Annotated in this window: 17 protein-coding genes and 1 other RNA gene; 7 read left to right on the forward strand and 11 right to left on the reverse strand. The window is 66.1% G+C overall.

Annotated features, from left to right (window positions below; all coding sequences use genetic code 11):
• Window positions 1-97 precede the first annotated feature (97 nt).
• The 9 genes from ACCQ01_RS07590 to ACCQ01_RS07630 form a co-directional block, all read right to left on the reverse strand.
• A complete protein-coding gene (locus ACCQ01_RS07590; RefSeq protein WP_042598691.1) occupies window positions 98-1,621 on the reverse strand; it encodes a sensor domain-containing diguanylate cyclase in 1,524 nt (507 codons plus the stop codon).
• 284 nt (window positions 1,622-1,905) lie between these two features.
• Window positions 1,906-2,784, reverse strand: a complete 879-nt coding sequence (tsf, locus tag ACCQ01_RS07595) for a translation elongation factor Ts (protein WP_012438814.1) — start codon at window positions 2,782-2,784, stop codon at window positions 1,906-1,908.
• Window positions 2,785-2,954: 170 nt separating this feature from the next.
• Window positions 2,955-3,782, reverse strand: a complete 828-nt coding sequence (gene rpsB / locus ACCQ01_RS07600) for a 30S ribosomal protein S2 (RefSeq protein ID WP_042598693.1) — start codon at window positions 3,780-3,782, stop codon at window positions 2,955-2,957.
• 297 nt (window positions 3,783-4,079) lie between these two features.
• Window positions 4,080-4,796: a fimbrial biogenesis chaperone gene (locus ACCQ01_RS07605; protein WP_228432582.1), complete on the reverse strand. Its 717-nt coding sequence runs from the start codon at window positions 4,794-4,796 to the stop codon at window positions 4,080-4,082.
• Between the two features lies 1 nt (window position 4,797).
• Window positions 4,798-5,136, reverse strand: coding sequence for a hypothetical protein (locus tag ACCQ01_RS07610; protein WP_228432581.1), 339 nt, complete (start codon window positions 5,134-5,136; stop codon window positions 4,798-4,800).
• A 48-nt stretch (window positions 5,137-5,184) separates the two neighbouring features.
• Window positions 5,185-6,219 (reverse strand): Csu type fimbrial protein, encoded by a 1,035-nt coding sequence (locus ACCQ01_RS07615; protein WP_228432580.1) that lies wholly within the window; start codon window positions 6,217-6,219, stop codon window positions 5,185-5,187.
• Window positions 6,216-8,564: a fimbria/pilus outer membrane usher protein gene (locus ACCQ01_RS07620; protein WP_228432579.1), complete on the reverse strand. Its 2,349-nt coding sequence runs from the start codon at window positions 8,562-8,564 to the stop codon at window positions 6,216-6,218. Before ACCQ01_RS07620 ends, ACCQ01_RS07615 begins: the two co-directional genes overlap by 4 nt.
• Window positions 8,565-8,580: 16 nt before the next feature.
• Complete coding sequence (locus ACCQ01_RS07625; protein WP_228432578.1) at window positions 8,581-9,324, reverse strand: fimbrial biogenesis chaperone; 744 nt, start codon at window positions 9,322-9,324, stop codon at window positions 8,581-8,583.
• A gap of 8 nt (window positions 9,325-9,332) precedes the next feature.
• Complete coding sequence (locus ACCQ01_RS07630; protein WP_040942357.1) at window positions 9,333-9,857, reverse strand: Csu type fimbrial protein; 525 nt, start codon at window positions 9,855-9,857, stop codon at window positions 9,333-9,335.
• 297 nt (window positions 9,858-10,154) lie between these two features.
• Between ACCQ01_RS07630 and map the strand changes: the two genes are divergently transcribed.
• The 6 genes from map (at window position 10,155) to dapE (ending at window position 16,793) form a co-directional block, all read left to right on the forward strand.
• Window positions 10,155-10,931, forward strand: a complete 777-nt coding sequence (gene map, locus ACCQ01_RS07635) for a type I methionyl aminopeptidase (protein WP_011036574.1) — start codon at window positions 10,155-10,157, stop codon at window positions 10,929-10,931.
• Complete coding sequence (locus ACCQ01_RS07640; protein ID WP_042598706.1) at window positions 10,928-13,537, forward strand: [protein-PII] uridylyltransferase; 2,610 nt, start codon at window positions 10,928-10,930, stop codon at window positions 13,535-13,537. Before map ends, ACCQ01_RS07640 begins: the two co-directional genes overlap by 4 nt.
• A gap of 20 nt (window positions 13,538-13,557) precedes the next feature.
• Window positions 13,558-14,730: a 2,3,4,5-tetrahydropyridine-2,6-dicarboxylate N-succinyltransferase gene (gene dapD, locus ACCQ01_RS07645; RefSeq protein ID WP_228432577.1), complete on the forward strand. Its 1,173-nt coding sequence runs from the start codon at window positions 13,558-13,560 to the stop codon at window positions 14,728-14,730.
• The gene (locus ACCQ01_RS07650; RefSeq protein WP_228432576.1) at window positions 14,727-15,200 is read left to right on the forward strand and encodes a hypothetical protein; all 474 of its coding nucleotides are present in this window, start codon (window positions 14,727-14,729) and stop codon (window positions 15,198-15,200) included. The genes dapD and ACCQ01_RS07650 overlap by 4 nt, the downstream gene beginning before the upstream one ends.
• Window positions 15,197-15,553, forward strand: coding sequence for an arsenate reductase (locus ACCQ01_RS07655; RefSeq protein WP_014507250.1), 357 nt, complete (start codon window positions 15,197-15,199; stop codon window positions 15,551-15,553). The genes ACCQ01_RS07650 and ACCQ01_RS07655 overlap by 4 nt, the downstream gene beginning before the upstream one ends.
• Window positions 15,554-15,662: 109 nt before the next feature.
• Complete coding sequence (gene dapE / locus ACCQ01_RS07660) at window positions 15,663-16,793, forward strand: succinyl-diaminopimelate desuccinylase (protein WP_012438807.1); 1,131 nt, start codon at window positions 15,663-15,665, stop codon at window positions 16,791-16,793.
• A gap of 192 nt (window positions 16,794-16,985) precedes the next feature.
• Here dapE and ACCQ01_RS07665 read toward each other — a convergent pair whose 3' ends face one another.
• Complete coding sequence (locus ACCQ01_RS07665) at window positions 16,986-17,858, reverse strand: tetratricopeptide repeat protein (protein ID WP_228432575.1); 873 nt, start codon at window positions 17,856-17,858, stop codon at window positions 16,986-16,988.
• Between the two features lie 369 nt (window positions 17,859-18,227).
• On the opposite strand from ACCQ01_RS07665, the gene asnB reads away from it, so the two are divergent.
• Window positions 18,228-19,922, forward strand: a complete 1,695-nt coding sequence (gene asnB / locus ACCQ01_RS07670) for an asparagine synthase B (RefSeq protein WP_228432574.1) — start codon at window positions 18,228-18,230, stop codon at window positions 19,920-19,922.
• A 70-nt stretch (window positions 19,923-19,992) separates the two neighbouring features.
• Here the strand turns inward: asnB and ACCQ01_RS07675 are convergent.
• Window positions 19,993-20,063, reverse strand: a non-coding RNA gene (locus ACCQ01_RS07675) — sX9 sRNA.
• Window positions 20,064-20,120 lie beyond the last annotated feature (57 nt).

Below are 20,120 nucleotides of genomic sequence, written 5' to 3' on the forward strand. Positions count from 1 at the left end.
TCGGGGGTGGGGGATCGGCAAACGCCGGCAATTCTAGCGGAAGCCTGTCACCGGGCGTGGTAAAAATTCCTTTGTTGCGCGATGCGTGCCGTGTTGCTCAGTGCGCGCGTGGTGTCGGTTGCGCCGGCACCTCGGTCGCATCGTAGGCGGTGACGCGGTTGCGGCCGCGATGCTTGGAGCGATACAGCGTGGTGTCGGCGGCCTGCAACAGATGCTCGATGCTTTCGAACTGGCGGTCGCCGCCACCGTGCGTGGCCAATCCCGCGGAAAACGTGATGTGCAGCGGCCCGCCGGGCAATTGCGCCATCGGTGTGCGCGCGGTTTCGGCCAGGATGCGCTCGATCACCATCAGCGCGGCCTCGGCGGTGGTGTTGGGCAGGATCACCAGGAATTCTTCGCCGCCGTAGCGCGCCACCAGGTCGCTGGTACGCACCATGCGCTGCAGGGTCTGCGCGAAGTTGCGCAGCACCTCGTCGCCGACCAGGTGGCCATGCGCATCGTTGACGCGCTTGAAGTCGTCCAGGTCGATGAAGGCGATCGACAGCGGCCACGCCTGCCGGGTGGCCAGTTCGAACTCATGCGCGAGCGCGGTGCCGAGCTGGTGGCGGTTGAACACGCCGGTCAGTGCATCGCGGCTGGCCTGTTCGGCCAGGTGGCGCATGCGGTTTTCCGATTCGTCGGCATGCCGGCGTGCCTCGGCCACGTCCTGCAGTTCGCGTAGGCTGCGCAGCATGGCCAGCTCGCGCGCCTGTTCGAAGATCAGCTGGATGTGCTCGGGCTGCGGCACACGGATATCGAACAGGGCTTCGAGTTCGGGCAGCGATTCGGCAATGCGCTCGATCACCTTTTCAAAGCGCTCGGCATCGAGCTCCAGCACATCCTGCGCCTGCTGTTGCGCGCGCTCGGTAGCGGTGGCCGCACTGGCCGAGAGCCAGATGTCGGCCAGCCGCCCGGACAGCGCCACGCAGGCCATGAAGGGTTCCAGGCTTGCCGGCTCTTCTTCGCTCTGGGCGATGGCGTTCTGCAGGTACGGCGGCAGCTGCCATTGATGCGCCAGCCAGGCGCCGACCTCGGCATGCGTGGCGCCCAAATGCTCGCGTTCGGCTTCCAGCAGTGCGGCGTTATCGGGTGCCTGCTCCAGCAGTGGGGCGTACACCTCCGGCGTGCCCTGCAGCAGCGCCAGCTTGCCGATGTCCTGCAGCAGGCCGGCCAGCATCAGCTCTTCCGGCTTGCGGATGCCATAGGCCTGGCCAAGGATGCGGCTGGCCAGTGCGCACAGGCCGGCGCGGCGCCAGATGCGCTCGTGCAGCGGATGCGTTTTGAACGTGCTGCGCACACCGTGGACCATCGAAAAGCCCAGCGCCAGGCTCAAGGTTGCATTGAGGCCGAGCATGGTCAGTGCCTGGCCCAGGTTGTCGATGCGGCGCCGGCTGGCGTACAGCGGTGAATTGGCCACGCGCAACATGCGTGCGCTCAATGCCATGTCCATGCCGATGACGTTGGCCGTGGTGGTCATGTCGACGTCGGGGTCTTGCGCCAGCTCGATGATGCGCAGCGCCACGCCCGGCGGGGAGGGCAGGTTGCGGCAGTAGTGCAGGGCGGCCTGGAGGTCTGGTTGCATGGTTCATCGCCGACAGTGATCGCAAGCATACAGCCGCGGTCGTTGAGTTGGGCACGCCACGCAGTGCAGTCGCCGCGCTGCAACGCAGGCGCAATGGGCGCTGGAAAGCCTGGTCGGCATCTCGTTTTTAGCGGCAGCGGCAGGCGCATCTGTAGCGATGTGGCCGGTTGCGTACACCGCGCATGCAGGCGGCCTGGCGGCAAACAGCGCTGCGCCAGCGCGCATTGCGGGCAAAAAAAAAGCCGCGGCATGCCGCGGCTTTTCTCGTCATCAAACGCGGTGAATCAGGCCAGTCCGGCCTGCTTCATCACTTCGGCGGCGTAGTCTTCCACCACCTTCTCGATGCCTTCGCCAACGGCCAGGCGCTGGAAACCGATCACTTCGGCACCGGCGGCCTTGACCGCCTGCTCGACGGTCTGGTCGGTGTTCAGCACGTACGGCTGGCCGTACAGCGTGACTTCGTTGACGATCTTGCTGATCTTGCCGCTGATGATCTTTTCCAGGATTTCGGCCGGCTTGGCCTTGTCCTTCTCAGACATCTTGGCCAGCTCGATTTCCTTTTCCTTGGCAACGAACTCGGCCGGGACGTCGGAGGCCTTGACGTGCGGCGGGTTCATCGCAGCGATGTGCATCGCGATGCCACGGGCCAGCTCGGCGTCGCCGCCCTTGAGCTCGACCAGCACGCCGATGCGGCCGCCGTGCACGTAGGCCGCTACGTTGTTGGCGCTGTCGATGCGGACCAGGCGACGTACCTGCAGGTTCTCGCCGACCTTGGCGATGACCGCAGCGCGACGCTCTTCGATGGTCTCGCCGCTGTCCAGCTTGACGCTCTTCAGGGCGTCGGCATCGGCCGCGTCGGAGTTCAGCGCAGCGTTGGCGACGACGTCGGTGAAGGCCAGGAAGTTCTCGTCCTTGGCGACGAAGTCGGTCTCGGAGTTGACTTCGACCAGCACGGCCTTGCCGCCAGCCTGTGCGGTGGCGATGCGGCCTTCGGCGGCAACGCGGTCGGCCTTCTTGTCAGCCTTGGCCAGACCCGACTTGCGCAGCCATTCGGCCGCGGCGTCGATGTCGCCTGCGTTTTCGACGAGTGCCTTCTTGCACTCCATCATGCCGGCGCCGGTGCGCTCGCGCAGTTCTTTAACCAGGGAAGCAGTGATTTCCATGGAATTACCTCGTATGGACGAATACGTGCGGCGGAAGTGTTCCGCCAATGAGGAGACGGTGCAGCGTGCTGGCCGCCCCCGTGGGTGTCTTCAATGGCCCGAGCGACGGGACGCGAGGGTCCCGTCGGGGCTGCGGCCGCACAGCATGGTGCGGCCGCATTGCATGCCGATTACTCGGCAGCCGGTGCCGCAGGTGCAGCGGCCGGTGCGTCGGCCTTCTTCTCGGTGGCCTTCTTGGCCGGAGCGCGACGGCCCTTGCCTTCGTCGCCGGCTTCAGCCGAGAACTCTTCTTCCCGAACCGACGCCGAGTTCGGCGCAGCCGCCTTGCCTTCCAGCACGGCATCGGCAGCGGCGCGTGCGTACAGCTGCACGGCGCGGATGGCGTCGTCGTTGCCCGGGATGGCGTAATCGACCAGGGCCGGGTCGTAGTTGGTATCGACCACGGCGATCACCGGGATGCCGAGCTTCTTGGCTTCCTTGATGGCGATGTCTTCATGGCCGATATCGATCACGAAGATCGCGTCGGGCAGGCGGTTCATTTCCTTGATGCCGCCCAGCGAGGCGTCCAGCTTTTCGCGCTCGCGACGCAGGCCCAGCACTTCGTGCTTGACCAGCTTTTCGAAGGTGCCGTCGGTTTCAGCGGCTTCCAGTTCCTTCAGGCGGGCAACCGACTGCTTCACGGTGCGGAAGTTGGTCAGCGTGCCGCCCAGCCAGCGCTGGGTCATGAACGGCATGTTGCAACGCTCGGCTTCTTCCTTGATGGACTCGCGCGCGCTGCGCTTGGTGCCCAGGAACAGCACGGTGCCGCGCTTCTGCGCGATCGAGGAGAGGAAGTTCATCGCGTCATTGAAGAGCGGAACGGTCTTCTCAAGGTTGATGATGTGGATCTTGCCGCGCGCGCCGAAGATGTACGGCGCCATCTTGGGGTTCCAGTAGCGGGTCTGGTGGCCGAAATGGACGCCGGCTTCCAGCATCTGACGCATGGTGACCTGAGGCATTGAAAAAACTCCTGGTAGCGGAATCGCCGTGCGCGGCTGTGGTTTGAAAACCTGCGCATGACTGTGCGAGCCCTGGCGGGGACGCACGTAATTCCGGGGTTGGGCTTCCCTGTCGCCTCCGTGACGAACCCCTTGCGGGGCACCCCGGCACGGATGGCGGCGGCAGGTGTGAATTCGTCGATGACGTCCGACGTGGACGGCGCGCTGCGCATGAAACGCAAAACAGCCGGCGGAGTATAGCCGCCGGGGCAGGGCGATGCAATCTGACTCAGGCGACGCGGTGCGGGCAGCGCCGGATCACGGCTCCAGCACCAGGGTGCTCTCGGTGTCGCCATTGATCCGTGCCACGAAGCGGCCCTTGCCGGCGGGCAGGCTGGCCGGCAGCGTCCAGCGTCGGGTCTGCCCGGGCAGAACGTAGCCGGCCAGGTTGCTGCGGATGCTCAACCGGGTACCGCTGGCATCGATGTAGGCCAGGTCGGCCAGGCGGGCGTGGCCAAGGCCGGCATTGTGCAGCGTCAATGCCCTTTCGGTGTCGGACTGGAGTAAGTGAGCGTGCAGCTTCGGTTTCGCCTCACTGGCCTGGCTGGGCAGGGTGAAGACGGGAATGGAATAGCGCAGCAGTTCGGGCTCCTCGGCGCTCACCTGCTGTGTCACTACCAAGCGATAGCTGTCTTCGGTGGTGGCCGGGCTGGGGCCGAGCCGGATTACCCGCAGCAGCTGGCGGCCCTGGCTGGGAATTTCGAGCTGGCTGGGGCTGACGGTGGCAGTGATGGCCGGTTCAAGCACCTCGCGCTCGCCGTCCTGACGCCAGCGATACAGCTTTGCCTCTGCACGCCACGGTTTGCCGGCCTGGTTGTACAGCCACACGGTGGCTTGGTCGGCATCGGCGGGGATGCGTGCCGTGGTCGGCGCGATTGTGATCTCGGCGGCAAGGGCCGGGGTGGACGTGACCAGGAGCGTGCCAGCGGCCAGAACCGTGGCAAGCCAACGCGTCAGTGGCCAGGCGCCGGCCATTTCAGAAAGCCACCGTGGTGATGCGGGCAGCACCGGTCGGCGCCGGGCCGGCCAAGGCGCTGGCGATCTGGCCGGTTGCGCTGGCAGCAGTGCCAGCGGTGTTGGGCGCGGAGCTGGCGGCCGGGGCAATCGCCGCGGGGGTGCCCTTGGAGCAGTTGGCGCGTGCCGGCGAGGTGCGCAGTTCGCAGCCGCTGAGCACGCGCAGGCCGATATGCAGGGTGGAATTTTCCAGTCCTTGGCTGGTGCCGGCCGCCCCGGCAGTGGAGGCGGCGCAGGCCAGCGCAAGTAATGCAGAGCACTTCAGAAGGTTGAACGGCGTCATGAAGGCAATCGTTTGCATTGGAGACGTAGCCAATAACGACGTGCCCGGTGCGAACTTAATTAACCGTCAATAAGTGATCGAGACGGTCACCGTATCGGTATAGGCGCCAGCGGCCGGTAGCTGTGGCGACGGCGCACGCCCATAGACGGTGACCGTTTGAGCAACGCCGTTGCCGGTGCCATTCAGGGTGTCGGTGCCGATGGTGGTGCCCCAGCGGTTGCTGCGCGCCGCATCGCGGTAGAGCTCGTAGGTGATGTAGTTGCTGCTGCTGGCCTGGCGCATTCGGCGGGTGCTGCCGCTGGCATTCACGCCGTTGCCCAGGCCGATGTTCCAGGCGGTCCGGTTGGTGCACGACAGGCTGACGGTGGAGGTGCGGTCGATGTTGCTGGTAATGCTGCCGGCGATGGTGCCGAAGTCCAGGTCGGTGGTGACGTAGGTATTGCAGCGGGCCGGCACGTTGGCAGAGGCGGTGAACGGGAAGGCGTTGCTGGCGGTCTTGGCGCCGCTCCCGCCGGCCGTGCAACTGCTGGGGGCCGGCGGAATGCCGATGATGCTTTCGGTATAGGCATACCGCAGCACGGTGTCGGCGCCACTGAAAGTGCTGGTGTGGTTGCCCACTGACAGGATCTGATTGGCTGGAATGCGGCCGTACAGCGTGACCGACGTGGTCTGCGAGCCGCCGGTGATCAGCGGTACGCCGTACGAAAGTGTCAGCAGACGCGGCGAGGGCGTCGTCGAGCCGGTGGCCCCCCAGACCTGGGTGCGGGTCGCCTCGGAGTAGATCTGGAAATCCAGGCTGTCGCTGGTGGGGTTGAGCATGCGGCGCGGCGTATACAGTCCGGCACTGGCGCTGCCCGGGCCCAGATCCAGGCACAGGCTCACGTGTGCATAGCCCAGTACGCTGAGCGCGGCGGTTGCACAGGACACGTTGAGCGTTGCCACCGCGTCGGTGGTGCCGTTGGCGGCCACGTTGCCAAACGCCAGCGGCGTGCCGAGCGTGACGGTGCAGTTTGTGTCCGCGTGCGCGCGCTGGCTTGGGGCCAGCCACAGCGTGGCAATCGCCAGCGCAAACAACAAACGGCCCAGGCCTGTCAGGCTCATGGCGCCGGCTCGGCGATGCACGGCAGCGGGCCGACGCGCGGGATGTCGGTGGGATTGGCCGGGTAGGTGAACTGGGCGCTGCAGCGGCCGTCGGGCAGGTCGACCAGGATGCGGTTCTCCTGCTGCAGATTGTCCAGATAGGTTTCGCCGTCGTACCCGACCACCACGCGTTCGGCATCGCCCTCGCGCCACACCACGCTGCCCACTGGCAACGGCGCACCTTGCGCGTCATGCAGCACGATCATGGCTGCGCGCACGGGCGTAATGCCGAAGCGCACCGCCACGCCGGATTGCTGGCGCGGGGTCACCGTGGTGTCCACCCGGTCCACACGCAGGTTGGCAGGCAATGCCAGCGTATCGATCGACAGCTGATTGCGTTGCCACGACTGCAGCGGGGTCACCAGCAACATGCCCTTGGCGTCGGTCACGCCGATCAGGCGGTTTTCCAGGCGCACCGGGATGCCGGGCTGGCCATCGGTGGAGACCACGGCGAAGGCATCCTGCACGTCACGCGCGGCGAAACCGCGCCCGTTCATCCAGACCAGGCTGCCGCTGGCGCTTGCATAGCCGAAGGTGTCGCCGTCCTGCGTGGCAGCGCCCAGGCTGTAGCGACCGACGCGGTTCAACCAGCCCAGTTCCGCCAGCCCGCCGCTGGCGTCGTCGCCGGCGCGCGCCTGCAGGCGCCAGTCCACGCCGCCCAGGTCGCCGTCACCCGGCAGCGGTTGGCTGACATCGGCCACAAAGCCGGTGCGGTTGCCGTTGCGCTGCATCGAAGCGCTGGCCTGGCGGATCCCGCCGAAGGTGGTGGAGAGCGACAGATACAGGCTGCGGTCGCGGCGCAGATCCAGGTTCTGGTTGCCGGACAGGTTGGCGGCCCAGTTGCGGCCGAAGCTGCGCGACCAGAACACGCTGGCGTAGCGCGAGGTGTCGCCCTGCGGATAGCTCAGCCGGACGTAGCTGGTGCCGAGCGAGCCGAGCGGGTTGACGTTGACGCCGAACACCGCGCGGTCGCTGACGCTCGCCGGCAGGCTGCCCTGCAGGGCGCCCAGGTCACGATAGTCGCCATGGGTGCGCTGGGTAGCGAAGTTGAGATTGAAGCGGCGGTTGTTCCAGGCGTAGCCCAGCACGTATTGGCCACCGCGCAAGCCGCCCATCTGGCTGTGCGCGTAGGCCACGTTGAACACGCCGCCGACACCAAGCAACCAGATGCCACCGGCGCCGGCATTGACCAGGCCGCCGCCGGCTTCGGCATGCGCCTCGATGGTGAAATCCTCGCGCACGCCCTTGCGCAGGCTGGCACTGGCCACCGGCCGGCTGTCGTAAGAAAACGAGCGCACGCCGTAATCGCGACGCAGGTGGCCGATGCCAGCCGACCACTCGGAGATGCCGCGCGCCAGCAGCTGCGGGGTGCCGTAGAACGCGAAATCCAGCCGGCGCACGCGGCCGAACGCATCGGTCACCACGATCTGCGCCTGGCCGGTGCCGCTGATGCCGGGCTGTGCGGCGAGCTGGAACGGGCCGGCCGGGACCTGGCCGCTGTATTGGCGCAGGCCATCGACGTACAGCTCCACGGTCGACGGCACTGCGGCTTCGCCAAGAAAGCTGGGCGTCGGGGTCAGTACGCGATACGGCTGCAGGGCGTAGTTGCGGCCGATCTGGATGCCGCCCAGGCGGATCGACCGGCTCCAGTCGACGAAGCCGCTATAGAAATCGCCCACCAGCAGGCTGGTGGCGGTGTCGGGGAAATCCATCTGCCAGGCGCTGTCCAGGCGTACGGCTTCGCCCCGCCAGCCGCGGTCTTGCGCGCGGTTGTAGGTCTGGAACACGGCCGTGCTTTCGACCATGCCCCGGCCCAGGCCGAAGCCGCGCAGTTCGGTGGCCAGCGAGACGCTGCTGGCACCCGCGTTGCGGTTGGCATACAGGTCGTAGTTGAGCAGCGCGCCCGGCGAGGCGGTGGCGCTCGGCGGAGCGACTTCCTCGCTCTTCAACACCGTGGTGGAGAGCGAGAGCTGTGCCAGCGGGACCTGCAGGGCCAGCCGCTGCAGGGCGGCGTCGTAACGCACTTCGACGTCGGGCATGCGGTCCAGGTCGACCAGCGCCTCGGGCGCTTGACCGTCCAGGATGAAGCCGAGTTTGCGCAAGGTCTGCACCGACGCACGCAAATTTCCATCCACCAGTTCGAACGGCGCCAGGCCGCGATCGGCCTGGTTGACGCTGACATCCAGATACAAGGTCTGCGCGGCCAAGACACCGGTCTGCGGTGCAGGATCCGGCAGGGACGCCACATCTGCCAGATCGGCGGCTGCAGCGTTCTGCAGACCGATGGCGGCGGCAAGCAGCGTCATCGTCAGCCGCGCCACATCACGGCGCGGCCAGCAGGGTGCGTTCGTCAGCCTCACCATTGATCCTTGCGGTGATGGCGCCGCGGCCAAACTGTGCCAGCGGCGCGCCGAGCGACCAACGCATGGTCTGCCCGGGCAGGACGTAGCCCACCAGTCCGTTCAATTCCGTCTTGGCCTTGCCATCGACCAGGTGTCGCAGATCGGCCACCTGTGCATGGCCGTTGCCGGTGTTGCGGATCTGGATCTGCGCGTTGCCGTCGCTGCCGGCCACCAGTTGCGTGTCCAGCCGCGGCGTAGGCACGGCGATACCGGGTGGCTGGACAAAAATCGGCACCGAGTAACGCAGCACGAACTGCATGCCGTTGCGGTCTGCGTCGACGCTGGGCAGTTCGTCGACGATGATGCGGTAGCACACCTCTTCACCACGTGGCGGCGGCCCGGCGCGGATCACGCGGATCAGCTGACGCTCGCCGGCGGCCAGCGTGCGCATGGGTGGGCTGATCAGCAGTTCCTGGGTGGGGTCGAGCTGATCCTGGCCCTCGCGCTGGGTCCAGCGGTAGGCGCGGGTCTGTACCTGCACCGGCGCGCTGCCGCTGTTGCTCAGCCACAATCCATCGGCGCTCTGCTGGGCGGTCAGCGTGAGCGAGGTGGGCGCCAATTGCAGACTGGCGGCGCGCGCCGTTGCCCACGGTGTTCCCAGGCCAAGCCCGAACAGGGCCAGCAACAACAACGGACGCAGTGGCGAAAGCAGCGATAGCGGCATGCGTGGGCTCAATAGATGATCGTGGCGGTGATGGTGTCTTGGTAGGTACCGGTAGCTGGATTGCCGGCGGACGGGTTGGTCACGCGGCCGTACACCGGGTAGATCTGATTGATGCCGGTGGCGGTGCGGCTCAGCGTATTGGTGCCGCTGGTGCTGCCCCACACTGTGCTGCGGCCCAGGTCCTGGTAGAGCTGATAGGCGACGAAGTTGTTGGTGGTGACCAGTGCATCGGTGTTCTTCATGCGGCGGGTGGTCACATCGTTGGCCGTTCCGGCATTGCTACCCGCGCTCAGGGCAATGTTGTACGGCGTTAATGCGGTGCACTGCGCGGTGACGCTGCCGTTTGCATCGGCATTTGCGGTAGAGGTGGAGAGCACCGAGCCGAAGTCGACGTCCGTGGCCGATGCCGCGGTGATGGTGCAGGCCTTGGTGACCGCGATCTTGACGTTGAAGGTGGTGGTGTCTGCTGCTGTCGCGATGCCGACGGTGGAGAGCAGGCCGAGAGAGAGTAAGACAGGGCGGACATTACGCATGGACATTTCCTTGACCGAATAGGTCATTGATGACGCGACCAAGTCGTCGCCCTCCTCGTAATGCATCGCCCGTGCCAAAGATAACCATGAATCGGTTGGCTATCCCGCTGTTTTTTTTGGGTCTTTAACAAAAAATGGGATGTCCTACGGATGACTCCGTTTCACGCAGTTTTGACGCGTGAAGACCTTCGTCACAGTTCCGGGGCCATCGCGCCGGATTTCCGCCGGCGAGCGCGAGCGTGCCGTGCAAAGCGCGGAGTCATTCAGATTCGCTCGGAATCGGCGATAATCCGCCGCATGAGCGTCAATCTGAAAACCAAAGAAGAAATCGAACTGATGCGCGTCGCCGGCCGCCTGGCCGCCGAGGTGCTCGACGTGGTGGCCCCGCACGTGAAGCCAGGCGTGACCACTGCCGAGCTGGACCGCATTTGCCACGACCACATCGTCAATGTGCAGGGCACCATCCCGGCCAATGTCGGCTACCGCGGCTTTCCCAAGAGCGTGTGTACCTCGGTCAACAACGTGATCTGCCACGGCATCCCGAGCGCGGCCAAGGTCCTGAAGGAAGGCGACATCGTCAATATCGATGTCACCGTCATCAAGGATGGCTGGCATGGCGATACCAGCCGCATGTATTACGTGGGCACGCCGTCGGTGATGGCCAAGCGCCTGGTGGAAACCACCTACGAAGCGATGTGGCGCGGCATCCGCGCGGTCAAGCCGGGCGCGACGCTGGGCGATGTGGGCCATGCCATCCAGAAATTCGCCGAGGCCGAGCGCTTCAGCGTGGTGCGCGATTACTGCGGCCACGGGATCGGCAAGGTCTATCACGACGAACCGCAGGTGATGCATTACGGCCGGCCGGGCGAGGGCCTGGTGCTCAAGCCGGGCATGACCTTCACCATCGAGCCGATGATCAACGAAGGCACCTATCACCATAAGACCCTGCCGGACGGCTGGACCGTGGTGACCAAGGACCGCAAGTTGTCCGCGCAGTGGGAACACATGGTGGCGGTGACCGAAGACGGCGTGGATGTGCTGACGCTGTCGCCCAACGCCTCCGCGCCGGCATGACCGCAACGCCGGCGGACCGACCCGATCCGGGCGTCGCCGGCGACGCCGACTGGGCCGCCGAGGCCCGTCCGCTGCTGGTGCATGCGGACATGCGGCTGTGCAAGCGTTTCGACCAAGGCGAGCCAACCGAGCGTCTGCTCGCCTTGCGCGCGCGCGCCGTCGATCAATTGATGCGCAATGCGTGGACGCGCTGTATCCCCGCCGACGCCGGGCTGTCCTTGCATGCGGTGGGTGGCTATGGGCGCGGTGAACTGTTTCCGCGTTCGGATGTGGACCTGCTGGTGCTGGGCGAGACCGCCGCGCAACAGCGCCACGAACAGGCGCTGGCGCGCTTGTTCGCGTTGTTGTGGGATGTGGGCCTGCCCATCAGCCATGCGGTGCGCTCGCCGGCGCAATGCACGAGTGCGGCCGCTGATCAGACCGTGCTCACCGCACTGATCGAATCGCGCCCGCTGGTGGCCGATGCGCAGGCGCGTGCGGCGCTGGCCGCCGCGATCGCGCCGCAGCAGGTGTGGCCGCCGCGCGCATTCTTCCAGGCCAAGCGCGAGGAACTACACGCGCGGCATCAGCGCTTCGGCGACACCGCCGACAACCTGGAACCGGACATCAAGGATGGCCCCGGCGGCCTGCGCGACCTGCAGACGCTGGGCTGGATGGCCTTGCGCGCGTTTGGGGTCAAGGACCTGGAAGCGCTGGTCGGGCTGGGCCATGTCGGCATGGACGAAGCGGCCGCATTGCGGCGCGAACGCGAAGAGCTCGCGCGCCTGCGCTACGGCTTGCACCTGGTCGCCAACCGGCCGGAAGAACGCTTGCGTTTCGATTACCAGAAGACCCTGGCCGAGCGACTGGGCTTTGCCGACGACCCGGAAAGCCTGGGCGTGGAAAAGATGATGCAGCGCTTTTATCGCAGCGCTGCGTTGATTCGCCGGATCAGCGACCGTCTGCTGCAGCGCTTTGAAGAACAGTTCGATGGCGAGGCGGTGCCGGTGCAACTCGATGCCGGTTTCAGCCTGCGCCGTGGCTATCTCACCGCCGATGCCGACACCTGGCCGGATGGCGATGTGCTGCAGGTGTTTGCGTTGTTTGCGCAATGGGCGGCCCACCGCGAGGTGCGCGGGCTGCATTCGTTGACTGCGCGCGCGCTGGCCGAAGTGTTGCGCGATCTACCTGCGTACGACGTTGCCGACGCCATCGCGCGCGACCGGTTCATGGCGCTGCTGCGCGGCCCGCGTGCGGTGGAAACGCTCAATCGCATGGCGCGGCTGGGCGTGCTTGGCCAGTGGATTCCCGCGTTCGCCAGTGTGTCCGGGCGCATGCAGTTCGACCTGTTCCATGTCTACACGGTGGATCAGCACACCTTGATGGTGCTGCGGAACATCGCGCTGTTCGCCGCCGGCCGCGCCGACGAGCGTTTTTCGATCACCCATGAAGTCTGGCCACGCCTGCGCAAGCCGGAGCTGTTGTTGCTGGCGGGCTTGTTCCATGACATTGCCAAGGGCCGCGGCGGCGACCATTCCGAACTCGGCGCGGTGGACGCGCGCGCGTTTTGCCTGGCGCATCGGTTGAGCGAAGGCGATACCGAGCTGGTCACCTGGCTGGTGGAGCAGCACCTGCGCATGTCGGTCACCGCGCAGAAGCAGGACATCTCCGACCCGGAGGTGATTCACCGCTTTGCCACGTTGGTGGGCACGCGCGAGCGCCTGGATTACCTGTATCTGCTGACCTGTGCCGACATCGCCGGCACCAGCCCCAAACTGTGGAATGCCTGGAAGGACCGGTTGCTGGCGGATCTGTATTTCGCCGCACGCCGCGCCTTGCGCGAAGGTCTGGAACACCCGCCGCCGCGTGAGGAACGCCTGCGCGAAGCGCGCGAATCCGCGCGTACGCTGATGCAGGCGCAAGGCCATGACGATGCCACCATCGATCGCCAATTTGCGGGCATGCCGGACGAGAATTTCCTGCGTTTCCGGCCCGAGCAATTGGCCTGGCAAGCGGCCTCGTTGATCGAGGTGCAGATCGGCCAGACGCTGGTCAAGGCGCGCCGCGCGGTGCCCGACAACGACGCGCTGGAAGTGTTCGTGTATTCGCCCGACCGCGATGGGTTGTTTTCGGCGATCGTGGCCACGCTGGACCGCAAGGGCTACGGCATCCACCGCGCCCGCGTGCTGGACGCGCCACACGATGCGATCTTCGACGTGTTCGAAGTGCTGCCGCAGGACAGTTCCGCCGATGGCGACCCGCAGCGCCTGGCCGCTGCCCTGCGCCAGGTACTGGCGGGCGATCTGCTCAAAGTGCGCCCGTCACGGCGCGCGGTGCCGCGTCAGTTGCGGCATTTCCGCTTCGCCCCGCGGGTGGAATTCAGCGAAAGTGCCGGTGGCAGGCGCACTCGCATCAGCCTGGTGGCGCCTGACCGCCCGGGCCTGCTGGCCGACGTGGCGCACGTGTTACGCATGCAGCACCTGCGTGTGCACGACGCGCGCATTGCCACCTTCGGCGAGCGCGCCGAAGACCAGTTCCAGATCACCGACGAGCACGATCGCCCGTTGCCCGATGCTGCCCGGCAGGCGCTGCGCGATGCGCTGTGCGCCTGTCTCGACCCCACCTGAGTTCCTCCCGGAGAGCCCCCATGAGCACCAAGAAGCCTGCGCGCACGCCGCGCGCGACTCCCGCCAGCGCCGCCGCCAAGCGCGCTTCTTCTGCAACGCCCAAGCGCGCGGCCGCGTCCAAGGCTGCAGCCCCCAAAAAGCCGGCAACCAAGCCGGCCGCCAGCACCCCCGCCGTCGCCAAGCAGAGCGCGCGCGGTAACGCCACCGCCGCGCCAGCGCAGCCGAAGCAAGCGGCCGCCAAGGCGCCGCGCGTTGCCAAGAAGGCGACCACCGTGGTGGCTGCACCGGCCGCCAAGAAGGCCGCAGCGGCCAAGAAGCTGCCGATCGCCAAGAAGGCCGTGCAGCCCACCGCGCAGGTCAGCAGTGACGAACTCAAGTTCGGCATCGAAAGCGCGTTTGAACGCCGTGCGGCATTGACCATCGACGAGATCGAAGGCTCCACGCGGGCAATCGTCAATCGTGTCATCGATGGCCTGGAAAGCGGCGAGTTCCGTGTTGCCGAGCCGGACGGGCAGGGCGGCTGGACCGTCAACGAGTGGTTGAAGAAAGCAGTGCTGTTGTACTTCCGCGTCAACGAGATGGCCGTGATCGATGCGCAGCCGGCGCCGTTCTGGGACAAGGTGGAGTCGCGCTTTGCCGGCTTCCACGAGGCCGAGTTCCGCCAGGCCGGCGTGCGCGTGGTGCCCGGGGCGGTCGCACGGCGCGGCAGTTATTTCGGCAAGGACGTGGTGCTGATGCCGAGCTTCACCAATATCGGCGCGTATGTCGGCGAAGGCACCATGGTCGATACCTGGGCCACGGTGGGCTCGTGCGCGCAGATCGGCAAACACTGCCACCTGTCCGGCGGTGCCGGCATCGGTGGCGTGCTGGAGCCGCTGCAGGCCAGCCCGACCATCATCGAAGACCATTGCTTCATCGGTGCGCGTTCGGAAGTGGTGGAAGGCGTGGTGATCGGCCATCACAGCGTGATCGGCATGGGCGTGTTCATCAGCCAGAGCACGCGCATCTATAACCGCGCCACCGGCGAGATTTCCTACGGCTACGTGCCGCCGTATAGCGTGGTGGTGTCCGGCCAGCTGCCGTCCAAGGATGGCTCGCATTCGCTGTACTGCGCGGTGATCGTCAAACAGGTGGATGCGCGCACGCGCAGCAAAACCAGCGTCAACGAATTGCTGCGCGGTCTGGCCGATTGAGTACCGCACACGCACACGCCGGCACCCTGCTGTCGCGTCCGGCCAGTGGCTGGATCCGGTGGGGCATCCCGGCCCTGTGGCTGGGCTGGGTTGCGGTCTACGTGGCGGGCTCGCTGGTGCGCGATGGCGTCCCGCAGCAATTGGATGTGTTGCGCTGGCTGGCGCCCGTCGCGATGGTGGGGCTGACTGTGCGGTACCTCGTGTTGTGCGGGCGATGGGCGCAGGTGCGCGATGCCGGCGATGCGCTGGAGATCGTGCAGCAGGGACGATCGCAGCGTGTGGACCTTGCGCAGTTGCGTGCGGTCGATCCCGCCTGGGTGATGCCGCCGGTGCGGCTGGCATTGAAATTCCACGGTGAGCGCATACCGGTGGTGTTCCTGCCTGCGCACGGGCAGGGCTCCGCCACGTTGGCCACCACCCTGCTGGCGCGTGCAGGCGCGCGCCAGGCAGTTAAAGAGAGCACGACATGACCACGCTATATGGATTGAAGAACTGCGATACCTGCAAAAAGGCCACCAAGTGGCTGGATCGCTTTGGTGTCGCTTACACGTTCGTGGATTACCGCGAGCACACGCCCGCACCGGACACTTTGCTGGAATGGGCCGGCAAAGCCGGTGGATTCGATGCCTTGATCAACAAGTCCTCGACCACCTGGCGGCAGTTGCCCGACAACAAGAAAACGCCCGGCTCGGAGGCAGAGTGGAAGCTGCTGCTTCGCGAGTACCCGCAATTGATCCGCCGCCCGGTGGTGCTGACCGACGATGGCACGCTGAGTCAGGGGTTCTCCGACAACGGCTTCAAGGCGCGCTTCGCGGTGGGTTGAACCTGCGCGGCAACATCGCTTCGCCTGGCGTCCCGCGCGGTGGCGCGCGTTGCCGCATGCTGCACCTCTCACGCATGCGCTGCATGCAGTCCCTTGCCAAGAGACCATGATGACCAGCGACGTCCTGCAACTGACCTGCGACCTCATCGCACGCGCCTCGGTGACGCCCGCCGATGCGGGCTGCCAGGCGCTCATCGCCGATCGCCTGAGCGCTGCCGGCTTTGCGTGCGAACACCTGCGGCTGGGCGCCGTCGATAACCTGTGGGCCACGCACGGCAGTGGCGCGCCTGTGCTGGTGTTGCTGGGGCACACCGACGTGGTGCCGCCTGGGCCGGCGAGCGATTGGGCCAGCGACCCATTCGCGCCGCAGGTGCGCGATGGCGTGTTGTACGGCCGCGGTGCGGCCGACATGAAAGGCAGCGTGGCTGCGTTCGTGGTGGCTGCCGAGCAGTTTGTGGCTGCCCACCCGGAGCATCCGGGTACGCTGGCAGTGCTGCTGACCAGCGACGAGGAAGGGGACGCCATCGACGGCGTGCGCCATGTGGCCCGGCTGTTTGCCGAGCGCGGCCAGCAGATCGACTGGTGCATCACCGGTGAGCCATCGTCCACCGAGCGGCTCGGCGATCTGCTGCGGGTGGGCCGCCGTGGCAGCCTGTCCGGCAACCTGATCGTCAAAGGCGTGCAGGGGCACGTGGCGTACCCGCACAAGGCGCGCAATCCGATCCACCTGGCGGCGCCTGCGCTGGCCGAATTGATCGCGCGGCAATGGGACGATGGCTTCGAAAGCTTCCCGCCTACCAGCCTGCAGATTTCCAATATCCACGCCGGCACTGGCGCCAACAACGTGATTCCCGGCGAGCTGCAGGTGGCCTTCAATCTGCGCTACACGCCGCACTGGAATGCCGAGACGCTCGAGCGCGAGATCGTCGCGCTGCTGGAGCGGCATGCGCTGACTTATACGCTGGCTTGGCACCGCAGCGGCGAGCCGTTCTACACGCCCGAAGGCACGCTGCGGCGCGTGGCCCGCGAAGTGCTCGGCGCATTTGCCGGGGCACCGCCGGAGGAAAGTACCGGCGGCGGCACCTCCGATGCGCGCTTCATCGCACCGCTGGGTGCGCAATGCATCGAGGTCGGCCCGGTCAATGCATCGATCCATCAGGTGGACGAGCACGTGCGCGTGGCCGATCTGGAAGCGCTGCCGGCGCTGTACCGCACGCTTGTCGAGCGTCTGCTGGTCTGAGGTGTTGCAGACGCTTCAGGCCGACATTTGACGTGCGCCATGCGCGACGCTCAGCACTGCCGGCAGCGATGCGTGGCAGGGTGATCCTGATACGCGCGTCCTGCCGTGTGCGCTGCGGACTTGTTGCTGCAATCGCTTTTCGGTTACACAGCGCCACGCTTCCGAGCCGCGCGAATTAATAAGCGAGAGTGCCTAGTCGAATGTCCAGAACGGTGGTTTGATCGCCTCGCGCCAATGCGATGCGTCGGCGATGTAGAACCGCTGTGCGGACGCCTTGGCAAACCAGATCGCCGCGGTTTCCTCATCGCGCGTTACCCCGCTGCTACCGCGTCCCAGCAGTAGGGCGTAGAAATATTGTCCATACACATTGCCCTGGTCGGCCGCGCGTCGATACCAGCGCAGTGCTTCGGCACCATCCCTGTTCACGCCGCCCATTCCCTTTTCGTAGAGCGCGCCAAGATCGACCTGCGCCTCGGCGTCACCGCCACGCGCACGGCATTGGATGTCGCGCACCAGCGGATGGATGTCACCGTTGCGTGGCGCGATGGCGGCGGGAAGCCCTGACGGTCCGGAGGCGGCGCGCTCGTAGATCGCCACGCGCAGATCCCAGCGCAACGCGGCGGCCGCTTCGCCGCGCTCACGGTGGAATTTGGCGAGCTCGCGAATGGCATACGGGCTGCCGTGCATGGCCTCCGCCAGATACCAGCGTTCGCCCTTGCGCGGCGATGCCCGCAACGCCGCGCGCTGGTCGATGTAGGGGCTGTCTGCATGCGTAAGCATGCCGCTTGCCCAGATCCGGCCCAGTGCCAGCTCGGCAAGGGCATTGCGGAAGGTCCACGGCGTGGTCGCGGCGGCACGCTCATACCAGCCGATGGCGCGCGGATCGTTGCGGCCCTCCAGTTGGCTGGCGACCTCCCAGATGCTGTCGAAACTGCCATCGGCAGCCGTCCGCTCCAGCTGCCGCAGTTTGGCAGGGTCGGTGCGCGGCGCCGTCGTGCTGCACCCTTGCAGCAGCACGAGTGGGATAAGGGCCGCAAACGCCAGGCGTCCGATGCGTGGGGTCATTGCAGAGGCCTTCGACGACGGGGGGCGACATTATCCGCGCAACGCGTCCGCGATCGCGCGGCGGCCTTTGAATGCCGGGCTTGCCGACCCTGCTTGGTTGCCATCGCAACAGTTGCGTCGCCGTTGAAAGCGGGATACGGTCGGCCCATGACATCGTTTCTGCTCAACGTCGCCAACTCCAATCACCGCAGCAATCTGCGCGCGAATAATCGTGCGCGGCCGATGCGGGTCTGCGACTAGGCGAAGTACCAACACACACGCCCAGTTTCCAGAAAACCCGCATCGGCCGATGCGGGTTTTTTTATGGGTGACGTCTTGCACCGCGTTGATCCTTCGGCCGCCCATCACGACTTTTCCAGGAGTGTTTCCATGTGTTCCATCTTCGGTATCTTCGGCCTGCAACCCGGCGACGACCTGCAGGCCCTGCGCCGGCAGGCCCTGGAATGTTCGCAGCGGCAACGCCATCGCGGGCCGGACTGGAGCGGCGTGTACGTCGACGCCGGTGCCATCCTGGTGCACGAGCGCCTGGCCATCGTCGACCCGGCGGGCGGTTCACAGCCGCTGTTGTCGGAGGACGGCAGTCTGGCGTTGGCAGTCAATGGCGAGATCTATAACCATCGCGAACTCAAGGGCGAGTTATTGCAGCCGTACGCTTTTCAGACCGGCTCGGACTGCGAAGTGATCAACGCGCTGTGCCGCGAAGATGCACCGGCCTCCTATCTCAACCGCCTCAATGGCATCTTCGCCTTCGCGCTGTGGGACAAGGCCGCGGGGCGGGTGATCATCGCGCGCGACCCGATTGGCGTGGTGCCGTTGTACTGGGGACACGACCGCGAAGGCCGCCTGCGCGTGGCGTCCGAACTCAAGTCGCTGGTGGACGATTGCGCCGATGCCGCGCAGTTTCCGCCTGGCCATTGGTACGACAGCGCCACCGGCGCATTGAGCCGCTACTACGAGCGCTCGTGGCGCGAATACAGCGAAGTGGAAAACGTGCAGGTGCCGCTGCAGGAACTGCGCGAGGCGTTCGAGCGCGCGGTGCATCGCCAGCTCATGACCGACGTGCCCTACGGTGTGCTGCTGTCCGGTGGCCTGGATTCGTCGTTGGTGGCGGCGGTGGCCGCACGCTACGCGCGGCACCGCATCGAAGAGAACGACACCACCGAAGCCTGGTGGCCGCGTCTGCATTCCTTCGCAATCGGCCTGACCGGCTCGCCGGATCTGGCCGCTGCCGAAGTGGCCGCCGCCGCGCTCGGTACCGTGCACCACGGCTTCGAATACAGCTTTGAAGAAGGCCTGGATGCGTTGCCGGAAGTGATCCGCCATATCGAGACCTATGACGTGACCACGATTCGTGCGTCCACGCCGATGTTCCTGCTGGCGCGGCGCATCAAGGCGATGGGCGTCAAGATGGTGCTGTCCGGCGAAGGCAGCGACGAGATCTTCGGTGGCTACCTGTACTTCCACAAGGCACCGAACGCACGAGAATTCCACGAAGAACTGGTGCGCAAGCTCGATGCACTCAACAACTACGATTGCCTGCGCGCCAACAAGTCGATGATGGCCTGGGGCGTGGAGCCGCGCGTGCCGTTCCTGGATCGCGAATTCCTGGACGTGGCGATGCGCATGGACGCGCGCTTCAAGATGATCGACAAGACCAGCACCGGTGCCACCCGCATCGAGAAGGGCATCTTGCGCGAGGCATTTGCCGGCTATCTGCCGGAATCGATCCTGTGGCGGCAGAAGGAGCAATTCAGCGATGGTGTCGGCTATGGCTGGATCGACGGCCTCAAGGCACATGCCGCCGCACACGTGAGCGACCGCGAACTGGCGGCGGCCGACCGGCGCTTCCCGGTGAACCCGCCGCAGACCAAGGAAGCGTATTTCTACCGCAGTCTGTTCGAGCAGTTCTTCCCCAGCCAGGCCGCTGCGGAGACGGTGCCGGGTGGCAAATCCATCGCGTGTTCGTCGCCGACGGCCATTGCCTGGGACGCGAGCTTTGCGGCGATGGCCGATCCGTCGGGCCGTGCGATTGCCGGCGTGCACGCGCAGGCGTTGGCGTCCTGATCAAACGACTGCGCTACAGCATGGCCGGCAACCCAAGGGTGCCGGCCATGCCAGTGCGTTGCTTCGGGCCGATTAGAAAACGTAGCGAGCAACCACCAGGTAGATGCGGACGGCGCGGGGAACCAGAGCGTACGTGTACATGCGGATTCCGAGCACCGGCCGCGCCCGCCTGGTGGCTGCGCAGCGGTTTTGCTCGTT

The organism is Xanthomonas sp. NCPPB 4037 (genome assembly GCF_041475695.2).
GTDB classification, from domain to species: Bacteria; Pseudomonadota; Gammaproteobacteria; order Xanthomonadales; family Xanthomonadaceae; genus Xanthomonas; species Xanthomonas campestris.